Here is an 11,252-nt window from a genome sequence, read left to right on the forward strand (position 1 = left end):
CGTCCCACTCCCGCCGGTCAGACGCCCGCGTACGAGTGCTTGCCGCTGAGCAGGATGTTCACGCCGTAGTAGTTCCAGATCCAGCAGGCGAAGGCGAAGAGCGCCAGGTAGGCGGCCTTGCGGCCCTTCCAGCCGGCGGTGGCGCGGGCGTGCAGGTAGCAGGCGTACGCCACCCAGGTCACGAAGGACCAGACCTCCTTGGGGTCCCAGCCCCAGTAGCGGCCCCAGGCGTCGCCCGCCCAGATGGCGCCCGCGATGATCGTGAAGGTCCACAGCGGGAAGACGGCCGCGTTGATGCGGTACGAGAACTTGTCGAGCGAGGCCGCCGAGGGCAGGCGCTCCAGGACCGAGGAGGCGATCCTGCCGGGCTTGCCGCCGCCGGCGAGCTTGGCCTCGTAGGAGTCGCGGAAGAGGTAGAGGACCGCGCCGGCCGCACCGAGGTAGAAGACGGCGCCGCAGAAGATGGCGGTGGAGACGTGGATCCACAGCCAGTACGAGTGCAGGGCCGGAACCAGCTGGTCGCTGTCGGTGTAGAGCCAGGTCACCGCGATGCCGAGGTCGAGCAGGACGGTGGTGACCAGGATCAGGCCGAGCCAGCGGACGTTCTTCTTCAGGGCGAGGAGCACCAGGTACGTGCCGACGGCCACCGTGGAGAAGGTGATCGAGAACTCGTACATGTTGCCCCAGGGGGCCCGCTCGACCGACATCGCGCGGGTGACCACGCCGGCCGCCTCGACGAGGAAGGCGAGCGCGGTCAGCGAGACCGCGATCCGCCCGTACAGGTCGCCCTGCACGGTGCCGCCGGCGGCGCCGGGGCCGTCCGGGACGTCGCGGGTGCCGGCGCCGGAGCGGGTGGTGACCTTGGGCCGGTCCAGTACGGCGGTGGCGCCGCCCTTGCCGCGCACCTGCACGGCCGGGGCTGCGGCCCCGGCCTCGGCGGTGCCGGTCAGCGCGGCGGCCGTGCGGGCCACCTTGCTGCGGCTGCCGAAGGTCCACTCGGCGATGTGCGCGAAGAAGGCGAGCGTGTAGACCGCCATCGACGAATAGACCAGGTAGTTGCTGATCTCAGCCAGGTTCTCGTTGGCTGCGGCTGCGAGCGGCGTCATCCGCGCTCTCCTTCAGGGGTCTCTTCAACAGGATCAGACACGCTGGGCGCCTGCTGGTGCAGCGTGGCGGCGAGGTCCGCCAGCTCCTCCGGGAGCTTGGCGGACTCGCTGCGGCCGAGGCCCGCCATCTCCACGACGGTCACGCCGTCCTTGCCCGCCACCGCGCGCACCCAGATCCGGCGGCGCTGGATGAACAGCGATCCGGCCAGGCCCGCGATGGCGGCGATCGCGCCCGTGAGGGCGAGGCCGCTGCCGGGCTGCTGGGTGACGGAGAAGGTGGCCCAGCGCTCGATGCCCTCGAACTTCACGGTGCCCGCGCCGTTCGGCAGCTCCATCGTCCCGCCGGGTGCGAGCTTCTTGATGAGCTGCTGGCCCGACTCGTCCTTGAACATCTCCATCTTGGAGGTTTCGAGCCGGTAGACGTTCTGCGGCAGGCCCGAGTCGACGCCGAGGCTGCCGTGCCAGGCGTTGAGCATGAGCTGCGGGTTCAGCAGGGCGGGGAACTGGGAGAACATCGTCCCATGGCCCTCGCCGGCGAAGGTCGGCACGAACACGGCGGTGAAGCCGAGCTGCTCCGGCTTGCCGTCCTTGTCCTTGTATCCGTCGGTGACCTTGACGGCTCCGGTGGAGGTCAGGTTGCCGTCCTGCGGGAGCACCGGGACGGCGTCCTTGTAGACGACCTTTCCGGTGGAGTCGGTCACCGAGATGATGGGCGCGTAGCCGTGGCCGAGCAGGTAGACCTTGGAGCCGTCGATCTCCAGGGGCTTGTTGACCTGGATCTCGCGCTTCTCGGGCTTTCCGTGGGCGCCCTCGCTGAGGGTGACGTACGCCTTGAAGTCGCGCGGGGTGCCCCGCTGCGGGCCGGACATCTCGTAGGTGGCGTCGAAGCGGTCCAGCGTGAAGCTGAACGGCGGCAGGTCGTCCGGGTGGAAGAGCGTGCCGGGCTTGAAGTCGTCGTACTGGGTGAGCGTGTTCGAGAAGCCGCTGCCGCGCAGGACCAGCTTGCCGCCCTCGGACTTGAAGTACTGGCCCCAGGCGAAGGCGACGAGCATCACGATCAGCGCGACGTGGAAGATCAGGTTCCCGGCCTCGCGGAGGTAGCCCTTCTCCGCCGCGACGGTGCCGCTGCCCGCCTCGGTGCGGAAGCGCTTGCCCGCGAGCAGGGTCCGCGCGGACGAGAGGACCTCGTCGGGGGTCTTGTCGGTGCGCCACGTGGTGTGGGCGGGCAGCCGGTCGAGCCGCTTGGGGGCGCCCGGCGGGCGGCCGCGGAGCTGGCCGACGAACTGCCAGGAGCGCGGGACGATGCAGCCGATCAGCGAGACGAACAGCAGCAGGTAGATCGCGGAGAACCACACCGAGCTGTAGACGTCGAAGAGCTGGAGCGCATCGGCGACGCCGACGAAGGAGGGGTGGTCCTTCTTCCACTGGGCGACCTTGAGCGCGTCCACGTTGGTCTGCGGGACGAGGGAGCCGGGGATGGCGCCCAGGGACAGCAGGAAGAGCAGGATCAGCGCCACCCGCATGGAGGTGAGCTGCCGCCAGAACCAGCGGGCCCAGCCGGTCACGCCGATGCCGACGGGACCGCTGTCCTCGACGGGTGCGGTGGAGAGCTGGGAGCCTGCCGCGGCCTCGGCGGCGTCCGCCGGGGTGGGCTCGGGCGACGTCTCGGTGGACGCCTTGTCTGTCGTACTCATGTCCGTCGGTTCCTCAGATCCCCACCGTGAAGCTTTGGGTCCAGCTCTGCATGTCGGTGACGATGCTGTCCCACAAACCTGTGACGAGCAGCAGGCCGGTGAGGATCAGCATGCCGCCGCCGATGCGCATCACCCATGCATAGTGCTGCTTCACCCAGCCGAATGCACCGAGCGCCTTGCGGAAGGCGATCGCGGCGAGGATGAAGGGCACGCCGAGGCCCAGGCAGTAGACGACGGTGAGCAGGGCGCCGCGGCCGGCGCTCGCCTGGTCGATGGAGAGGGTGTTGACGGCCGCGAGGGTCGGGCCCATGCAGGGGGTCCAGCCGACGCCGAAGAGGACGCCGAGCAGCGGCGCGCCGAGCAGGCCCGCCGCGGGCTTCTTGTGGAAGCGGAACTCCCGCATGGTCAGGCCCGGGATCGCCCCCATGAAGAAGAGGCCCATGAGGATCACCACGCCGCCCAGGACGCGGGAGATGATCGCCTTGTTCTCCTGGAGCTCGGAGCCGAAGTAGCCGAAGAGCGCTCCGGTGGAGACGAAGACCGCGGTGAACCCGGCGACGAACAGGCCGGCGCCCGCCAGCATCCGCCCGCGGCGGGCCTCGGCGAGGTCGGCGCCGCTGACGCCGGTCACGTAGGAGAGGTAGCCGGGGACGAGCGGCAGGACGCAGGGCGAGAAGAAGGAGACGAGCCCCGCGAGGAGCGCGATCGGCACCGCCAGCAGCAGGGCGCCGCTCAGGACCGTCTCGTTCACACCCGTGGCCTCGGCGGCGAGGACGTACTCGACCACGAGGTCACTGCTCCGCGAGAACGGGGTCGATCATCGAGCGCAGCTGCTCCTCGCTGAGGGGGGCCAGGGTGCGTGCGGCGATCCTGCCCTCCCGGTCCAGGACGAGCGTGGAGGGGATGGCGTTCGGGTTGAGGCTGCCCTTGGGGAAGCGGAGCAGCTGCTTGCCGTCGGGGTCGTAGAGGCTCGGGTAGGTGATCCCGAAGGTCTCTTCGAAGGCGGCGGCGTTCTGCTTGCTGTTGTCGCGGACGTTGACGCCCACGAAGACGACGTCCTTGCCGGCGTCGGCGAGCTCCTTGGAGACCTTCGCGAAGGAGGGGGCCTCGGCCCGGCACGGCGGGCACCAGGAGCCCCACACGTTGAGGACGACGACCTTGCCCTTGAGGGCCTTGGTGTCGAGGCTCTTGCCGTCGACGGTCTCGCCGTCGAGCCCCGGGGCATCGGTGCGCTGGCCCTTGGGGGAGGTGGAGATGCCGCCCTCGCCCGTGACGTAGTTGCCGCCGCTGCCGGTCGGCTTGCCGCTGTCCGAACCGCTGCACGCCGTGAGCGTGAGGGCGCCGGCGACGGTCACCGCGGTCAGCAGGAGGGCGCGGCCGCTGGGTGAGCGGCGTCGGGGGGCGCGGCTAAGGCTCATGTGAAAAGTTTCGCATGAGCAATTCGCGGATTTTCCGCACCCCCCGGCCGGGAGTCAATGCCCTGGTCAGACGATGATCAGGGGGTGGTGAGGTACGTGTTCCAGCCACCGGCGGGCGACTGTCCGGGGCCGAGGGTGCGCAGCCGGGCGAGCACCTTGGGGTCCTGGACCTCCAGCCAGTCGGTGAACTGCCGGAAGGATACGAGCCTTACATCCCTTTTGTCCGCCATGCCCTTGAGGGCTTCCTCGACGGCATCCATGTAGATGCCGCCGTTCCACTCCTCGAAGTGGTTGCCGATGAAGAGCGGCGCGCGGTTGGTCTCGTAGGCCCGGCGGAAACCGCCGAGGTAGGTGGCCGTGGCCTGGCTGCGCCAGGCCGGGTAGTTGGCGGGGACGCCCTTCGTGGTGTTCTTCGACTGGTTGGCGAGGATGTTGTAGTCCATCGAGAGCACCTCGAAGGAGTGCCCCGGGAAGGGCAGGGACTGCAGCGGCAGGTCCCAGAGACCCGACCTGCGCACGGGCCAGACCTGGAGGCCGCCGGGCGAGCTGGAGTCGTAGCGCCAGCCCAGCCTCTGGGCGGTCGGCAGGAGGTTGTCCCGGCCCAGGAGGCAGGGGGTGCGGGCGCCGGCCAGCTCCTTGCGGTAGTCGAAGGGCAGCGGTTCCACATCGGTGAAGCCGGTGTTCGTGCGCCAGTTTGTGACGAAGGACACGGCCTGGTCGATCTCGCTCTGCCAGTCGTCCGGGGTCCAGCGGGCGACGGAGCCGGAGCCCCCGCAGAAGTGGCCGTTGAAGTGGGTGCCTATCTCGTGCCCGTCGAGCCACGCCTCACGGACGTGGCGGAGGGTGGCACGGACGTTCTCGTCCTTGAGGTAGCCGATGTCGGAGGCGCCGACGGGATTGTTCGGCGGCCGGTAGAGGTGCCGCTTCGACTCCGGCAGCAGGTAGATGCCGGAGAGGAAGAAGGTCATGGCCGCGCCGTGGTCCTTGGCGAGCTTGAGGAAGCGCGGGAAGAGGCCGTTGCCGATCTCCCCCGCGCCGTCCCAGCTGAAGACGACGAACTGCGGCGGCGTCTCGCCCGGCTGGAGGGGCACGGGCCGGTCGGGCTGATTGGGCTGCGGGCCGGTGTCGGCGGTGGAGCCGTCACCGATGGGCCTGGCCGGCACCTCGCCGGGCTTCGGGTTCTTCACGGGTCCGGGAGCGCCGGGACCGGACACATCGGGCAATCCGCAGCCGGCGACTCCCATCGCGGCCGCGGCGCCAAGTCCCAGTCCCAGCAACCCCCTCCGACTGACTCCCCTGATGTCGCGCATGTCACCGTCCCCATCGTCGTCACCACACCCGACCCAAAGTCCATATAAACGGACAAGTTGGCCGGACATGTGTGCTGACACGGTGATTCCCGCGCATCTTGTATTTAATTAGACAGGCCTGTAACGGCCCGTAACAGACCGTCGGATCGCGCCCGGCCGGGCGCGGATCAGGCGCCGAACGCCTTGGAGGCGCCCTTCACCGGCTTCGCCCCGGCGAGCAGGTGGGCCGGGACCAGGTCCCGGGCCGGCTCGCTGTAGCCCACCGACACCAGCTTGTCGCCCTGGAACGTGAAGGACGTCAGGGAGGCGAGGGTGCACTGGCGGCGGCGCGGGTCGTGCCACAGCCGGCGCTTCTCCGCGAAGCTGCGCACGATCCAGATCGGCAGCTGGTGGCTGACCGCCACCGCCTCGTGGCCGCGGGCCGCGTCGCGCGCCGCCTCCACCGCGCTCATCATCCGGACCACCTGCTCGACGTACGGCTCGCCCCAGGAGGGCTTGAACGGGTTCGTCAGGTGCTTCCAGTTGCCGGGCTTGCGCAGCGCGCCGTCGCCGACCCCGAAGGTCTTGCCCTCGAAGACGTTCTCCGCCTCCAGCAGCCGCGGGTCCGTCGCCAGGTCCAGGCCGTGGGCCTTGGCGATCGGCTCCGCCGTCTCCTGCGCCCGCTCCAGCGGGGAGGACACCACGTAGGCGATGTCCCGGCCCCGCAGGTGCTCGGCGACCCGGTCCGCCATCCGGCGGCCCAGCTCCGAGAGGTGGTAGCCCTCGCGGCGCCCGTACAGGACCCCGTCCGGGTTGTGCACCTCGCCGTGGCGCACCAGGTGCACGACGGTGAGGTCGGACGTCACGTCGCGGCCGTCGGCGCTCATGCGGTGGCCTCCGCGGCGGCCCGGGCGGCGGCCGGCAAGGCCGCCGCGACGCGCTCGATCGCCTTCTCGTCGTGGGAGGTGGACACGAACCAGGACTCGAAGGCGGACGGCGGCAGGTAGACGCCCTGCGCCAGCATCGAGTGGAAGAACGCGTTGAAGCGGAAGCTCTCCTGCTTCTTCGCGTCGTCGTAGTTGCGCACCGCGTCCTCGGTGAAGAAGACGGAGAACATGTTGGACGCGGTCTGCAGGCGGTGCGCCACGCCCTCCTTCGCGAGCGCCCCGGTGACCAGGCCCTGGATCTGCGCCGAGACCGCGTCGACCTTGTCGTACGCGGCCGCGTCGAGCAGCCGCAGCTGCGCGAGGCCGGCGGCGGTGGCGATCGGGTTCCCGGAGAGCGTGCCGGCCTGGTAGACGGGGCCCGCGGGGGCGAGGTGGCCCATCACGTCGGCGCGGCCGCCGAACGCCGCGGCGGGGAAGCCGCCGCCCATGACCTTGCCGAAGGTCATCAGGTCGGGCTTGACCCCGTCGACGCCGTACCAGCCGGCGCGGGAGGTGCGGAAGCCCGTCATGACCTCGTCGGAGATGTAGAGCGCGCCGTTCTCGCGGCAGAGGTCCGCGAGGCCCTGGTTGAAGCCCTCGGCGGGGGTGACCACGCCCATGTTGCCGGGCGCCGCCTCCGTGATCACGCAGGCGATCTCGCCGGGGTGCGCGGCGAAGGCCGCCCGGACCGCTTCGAGGTCGTTGTAGGGGAGCACGATCGTGTCGCCGGCCTGCGCACCCGTGACGCCGGGGGTGTCCGGCAGCGCGAAGGTGGCGAGCCCGGAACCGGCCGCGGCCAGCAGCGCGTCCACGTGACCGTGGTAGCAGCCGGCGAACTTCACGACCTTGGCGCGACCGGTGAAGCCGCGCGCCAGCCGGATCGCCGACATGGTCGCCTCCGTCCCGGAGGACACCAGGCGCACCTGCTCCACGGGCTCGATGCGCGCCACGATCTCCTCCGCGAGCGCCACCTCGCCCTCACCGGGCGTACCGAAGGAGGTGCCGCGGGCGACGGCCGCCTGGACGGCCCCGATCACCTCGGGGTGGGAGTGGCCGAGGATCATCGGCCCCCACGAGCAGACGAGGTCCACGTACTCGCGGCCGTCGGCGTCCGTGAGGTACGGACCGGTGCCGGACACCATGAACCGGGGCGTACCGCCCACGGCGCGGAAGGCGCGCACGGGAGAGTTCACGCCGCCGGGGGTCACGAGGGAGGCGCGCTCGAAGAGCGTCTGCGAAACTGGGGCTTCATACGGGTACGGGTAGCTCACACCAGCCATGGTCTCAGAGGCTGCGACAGACTTGCGGGCGGGCGTTTCACCGCGTCGCCGCGGGGGAGGTCACTGCCATGATGATCAGGCTGCGTGGCGGGGGACGCGGGGCCGTGGCAAGCAAGACCAGTCGGGTGGAGATATGCAACGCGGTGGTGGACCGGGCGAGGGTACGGACGGCCTCGATCCGCAGCGCGCCCGCGAAGCCCGCGAGGCCCGCCGCCGGGGCAAGCACCGACGGCGCGCCACCGAGGCGGCCGACGCCGTACCGGAGCCCGCGACGGATCCGGAGGACGTGCCCAGGGGTCGCGGCATGGGAGTGACGTACAAGTACTTCGGCGCCCCCGACGGCGCGACGGCGGCCCGGGTCCCGGTGACGATGCGGCCGGAGGAGCTCGGCGGCGACGAGCTCGGCATGGGCGGCCTCTTCACCAAGATCAAGCCGGAGACGGTGGCCGCGATGGTCCTGACCGGCATCGAGGGCATACCCCTGCACAAGGTGCCCCCGCTGGAGCTGGTCGTCCTCCACCCCGACTACGCGGTGGTCAAGCTCCCGATGACGGTGGTCGACCCGCTCCGCGGGATCGGCGAGGAGTCCGTGGGCGCCGCCGCCTTCATCTGGTCCACGGTCCCGGACCGCGGCGGCCCGAGCGACGCCTTCAACGTCTACCAGCTGCTCCACGAGTGGCAGGATTTCAGCCACCGCCTCCACGAGGCCGGCCACCAGCCGTACTGCCTGGTCTGGCCCTGACCTCTCCCTGAGCTCTCCCTCTCCTCCCCCGAGCCCGGGCGGCTCCGCCGCACCCGGGCCGCACCGCCCTGGCCGGAACACGCCGCCGCCCGCCCCCACGACCCGGACGGGGCAAGGAGCCGGGAGGGGAGGGCGGGACACGGGAGTCGAAATACAGCCATATTTTTTCGACCGTCTTGCTACCGCCCAGTAGGCAGGCAATAGCCGTGGAACGGCTCAACCGCACCGGAAGGCGGGAATGCAGACGACCCGTCACCAGTCCGTCCGGTGAGCACTTTCCGGACGGACCGGTACGGGTCCGCTTTGTTCCTGGGCGAGCCTGACGGACGATGTCCGTCAGGCTCGGATCACCTGAGGTCGCTCAGCACACCACTGACGTTGAGGACTTCGTGGCACTCCTGCGCCTGACGGCCGGTGGCCGGCGTGCCCGGCTTCGCACAGGTCACCTGAACGGTCACAGTCTGGCTCTCGGTGATGCTGATGGGGGTGACCCAGTGGTAGTCCTGGTTTCGGAACGTCTCCAGCGCGATCGTCGTGATCTTCCGATCGCCGAAGTTGATCGTCACCACGCCCTCGTCGCCCTGGAAGTTGGCGACCACCAGGTCCGTGATCCCGAACACCTTGCCCGCGGGCACCGTGTAGGAACCGGTCTTGCTCTGACCGCCACCGGTCTGCAGGTCGATGGTGGCCGAGCTCTGCAGCCCGCCCCCGCCGCCGCCACCGGCTCCGGTGCCCGAACCGCCGCCCGCCCCCGGCTGGTTGCCCTTGGCGGCGCCCGGGCCCGCACCCGCGCCGCCCGGCTGCTTGCCGCCGCCGGCCACCGGGTTCTGACCCGCACCGTCCGCGGCGGGCGCCGGGTTCCTGGCCGCCTCGGCCGCGGCCTCCTTGGCCGTGCTGCGCACGGCCGGACGCACCAGCATGAACCAGGCGAGCAGCAGGGCCAGCAGTGCGGCCAGCACCGCGAGCAGCCACGTCGGGAAGATCGGGATCTGGACGAACTCCACTTCCAGCGGAGCCCGTACGCCCTCCTGCTCGGAACGCCCCGCGGCGTCCTCACCGTCCCCGCCCTCCGCGACCTCGGCCACCTCCACGGTGAACGGCCAGGTCACAGGGGATCCGAACCACACCGGGCTGCCGGTGCGGACCTTCAGCACCACCTCGGCGGACTCGCCCGGCTCCAGCTTCAGCGTGGGCGGCGCGAAGTCGAACTTCAGCTCCTCGCCGGGCTGCGCGGGGGTGAAGCCCACCGTGACCGGGGCGTTCCCCTCGTTGCGCACGGCGATGCGGTAGCGACCCCGCAGCCATCCGCGGCGGCGTTTGGGAGCGCTCTCTGCCCGCAGTTCCCGGAAGCGCTCCACGTGCACGGTCGTCTCGGGAACCCGGACCGCCTCGGGCTGCTCGGTGGGCAGCACGCGCACGGCGAGCGGTACGTCCCCGGCCCGCACCTGGGGCGAACGGGGCGGCGCCAGACGGATCGTCACCGTCTCCGAGGTTCCCGGATACAGCGAGACGCGCTCGGGTTCCACCGTGGTCCAGGCAGCGCAGTCGCCGACGACTTCCAGGCGGTACGCCTCGACGATGTCGCTGTCGTTGCGAACGGTCAGGCTCGTGGTGGCGATACCGCCCGGCATCACCGACACCGGCTCGATGTCGAGGACGGGCGCGCCAGGGCTGGGAGATGCAGCTGGGGATGTCACGCCACGACGCTACGGCGACGCCCCGGCCGCCACCACGGACGCGGGGGCAAGGCCCCGGGCAGTCCGGATGCCCTCACAGACTTTCCCAACTCCTCATGCAGGCCCGCCGGTTGTGTCTCAGCGTCGAGATCCGACCCGGCCGGCCGATTCCGTCACCCCACATACGCATCACGGAACAGGTACGACACATGCGCTGCGCTGACAACAACAGCCCCGTCCTCACGGCCGGCACCGGCATACCCCGGCCCCCCGCACCGACCCCTCCCCGCAGAACCGGCCGCCGAGTGACCGTGGCCGTCTACGCCTCCGACCCGATCCTGCGCGTCGGAGTCGTCCACCAGCTGCGCCAACGCCCCGAGATCGAACTCGTCCCCGACACGGACGCCGACGCCGCGCAGGTGTCGCTGGTGACCGTGGACAGCGTCGACGACGAGACGGCCGCCCTGCTGTACCGGCTGCGGCACAACCCCGACACCCGCACCGGGCTCGTGGTCGGCACCTTCGAGTCGGGCGACGCGCTGCAACGGGCCATCGAGTGCGGGGTCAGCGCGGTGCTGCGGCGCGCCGAGGCCGACCAGGACCGGCTCCTGCGGCTGGTCCTGGCGATCGCGAACGGCGAGGGCGTGCTGCCCGGCGACCTGCTCGCGAAACTCCTCGACCACGTGGGCAGCCTGCAGCGCTCCACGCTCGACCCCCGCTCGGTGTCCCTGTCCACCCTGACCTCGCGCGAGGCGGACATGCTGCGCCTGGTGTCGGAGGGCCTGGACACCGCGGAGATCGCGCGCAAGACCTCGTACTCCGAACGGACCGTCAAGAACGTTCTGCACGAGGTCATCACGCGCCTGCAGCTGCGCAACCGGACGCACGCGGTCGGCTACGCCCTGCGCAACGGGCTGATCTGACCGCGCGCGGGGCGCCGCGCGCCCCGGCCCGGCCGGGCGTCCGCGGGCGGTGCGACCGCCCGCCACTGCCCGAAAGCGCAAGCGACGCTTCCCCCGGGTCCGGCCCCGCGGCCCTCCCGGTCCGCGCGGCCGGACCGGCAGGGTGGCGGGGTGACAGGCAGGATGCGGGACCGGACTGTGAGGTGGGCCGTGAGGGGC

At 70.9% G+C, this 11,252-nt stretch carries 10 protein-coding genes; 2 read left to right on the plus strand and 8 right to left on the minus strand.

The window, feature by feature from the left end; translation table 11 throughout:
- Positions 1-17 precede the first annotated feature (17 nt).
- The 7 genes from ccsB to hemL all read right to left on the minus strand — a co-directional run bounded on the left by ccsB (position 18) and on the right by hemL (position 7,713).
- Positions 18-1,106, minus strand: coding sequence for a c-type cytochrome biogenesis protein CcsB (ccsB, locus tag AB0O53_RS34085; RefSeq protein WP_350993058.1), 1,089 nt, complete (start codon positions 1,104-1,106; stop codon positions 18-20).
- Complete coding sequence (gene resB, locus AB0O53_RS34090) at positions 1,103-2,800, minus strand: cytochrome c biogenesis protein ResB (protein WP_350993060.1); 1,698 nt, start codon at positions 2,798-2,800, stop codon at positions 1,103-1,105. Before resB ends, ccsB begins: the two co-directional genes overlap by 4 nt.
- 13 nt (positions 2,801-2,813) lie before the next feature.
- Complete coding sequence (locus tag AB0O53_RS34095) at positions 2,814-3,587, minus strand: cytochrome c biogenesis CcdA family protein (protein WP_350993062.1); 774 nt, start codon at positions 3,585-3,587, stop codon at positions 2,814-2,816.
- A gap of 4 nt (positions 3,588-3,591) precedes the next feature.
- A complete protein-coding gene (locus tag AB0O53_RS34100) occupies positions 3,592-4,218 on the minus strand; it encodes a TlpA family protein disulfide reductase (RefSeq protein ID WP_350993064.1) in 627 nt (208 codons plus the stop codon).
- Between the two features lie 77 nt (positions 4,219-4,295).
- Entirely contained in the window at positions 4,296-5,528 is a 1,233-nt protein-coding gene (locus tag AB0O53_RS34105; RefSeq protein ID WP_403139277.1) for a polysaccharide deacetylase family protein, read from the minus strand.
- A gap of 167 nt (positions 5,529-5,695) precedes the next feature.
- Positions 5,696-6,394, minus strand: coding sequence for a histidine phosphatase family protein (locus AB0O53_RS34110; RefSeq protein WP_350993066.1), 699 nt, complete (start codon positions 6,392-6,394; stop codon positions 5,696-5,698).
- Complete coding sequence (gene hemL / locus AB0O53_RS34115; protein WP_350993068.1) at positions 6,391-7,713, minus strand: glutamate-1-semialdehyde 2,1-aminomutase; 1,323 nt, start codon at positions 7,711-7,713, stop codon at positions 6,391-6,393. The genes AB0O53_RS34110 and hemL overlap by 4 nt, the downstream gene beginning before the upstream one ends.
- 133 nt (positions 7,714-7,846) lie before the next feature.
- Here hemL and AB0O53_RS34120 point away from each other — a divergent pair, with 133 nt between their 5' ends.
- Positions 7,847-8,455 (plus strand): hypothetical protein, encoded by a 609-nt coding sequence (locus AB0O53_RS34120; RefSeq protein ID WP_350993070.1) that lies wholly within the window; start codon positions 7,847-7,849, stop codon positions 8,453-8,455.
- Positions 8,456-8,802: 347 nt separating this feature from the next.
- Here AB0O53_RS34120 and AB0O53_RS34125 read toward each other — a convergent pair whose 3' ends face one another.
- Positions 8,803-10,152 carry a COG1470 family protein gene (locus AB0O53_RS34125; protein WP_435886712.1) on the minus strand — a complete coding sequence of 450 codons (1,350 nt, stop codon included), beginning with the start codon at positions 10,150-10,152 and terminating at the stop codon, positions 8,803-8,805.
- 188 nt (positions 10,153-10,340) lie between these two features.
- Here AB0O53_RS34125 and AB0O53_RS34130 point away from each other — a divergent pair, with 188 nt between their 5' ends.
- Positions 10,341-11,054, plus strand: a complete 714-nt coding sequence (locus tag AB0O53_RS34130) for a helix-turn-helix transcriptional regulator (protein WP_350993071.1) — start codon at positions 10,341-10,343, stop codon at positions 11,052-11,054.
- Positions 11,055-11,252 lie beyond the last annotated feature (198 nt).

The sequence above is a fragment of the Streptomyces erythrochromogenes genome (genome assembly GCF_040684695.1).
GTDB lineage: Bacteria > Actinomycetota > Actinomycetes > Streptomycetales > Streptomycetaceae > Streptomyces > Streptomyces erythrochromogenes_C.

What these genes read in the sequence shown, in the direction of transcription:
- AB0O53_RS34100 (WP_350993064.1), bottom strand. Translation starts at nt 4,218, where the DNA reads ATGAGCCTTAGCCGCGCCCCCCGACGCCGCTCACCCAGCGGCCGCGCC.
- hemL (WP_350993068.1), bottom strand. Translation starts at nt 7,713, where the DNA reads ATGGCTGGTGTGAGCTACCCGTACCCGTATGAAGCCCCAGTTTCGCAG.
- resB (WP_350993060.1), bottom strand. Translation starts at nt 2,800, where the DNA reads ATGAGTACGACAGACAAGGCGTCCACCGAGACGTCGCCCGAGCCCACC.
- ccsB (WP_350993058.1), bottom strand. Translation starts at nt 1,106, where the DNA reads ATGACGCCGCTCGCAGCCGCAGCCAACGAGAACCTGGCTGAGATCAGC.
- AB0O53_RS34120 (WP_350993070.1), top strand. Translation starts at nt 7,847, where the DNA reads ATGCAACGCGGTGGTGGACCGGGCGAGGGTACGGACGGCCTCGATCCG.
- AB0O53_RS34110 (WP_350993066.1), bottom strand. Translation starts at nt 6,394, where the DNA reads ATGAGCGCCGACGGCCGCGACGTGACGTCCGACCTCACCGTCGTGCAC.
- AB0O53_RS34105 (WP_403139277.1), bottom strand. Translation starts at nt 5,528, where the DNA reads ATGCGCGACATCAGGGGAGTCAGTCGGAGGGGGTTGCTGGGACTGGGA.
- AB0O53_RS34130 (WP_350993071.1), top strand. Translation starts at nt 10,341, where the DNA reads ATGCGCTGCGCTGACAACAACAGCCCCGTCCTCACGGCCGGCACCGGC.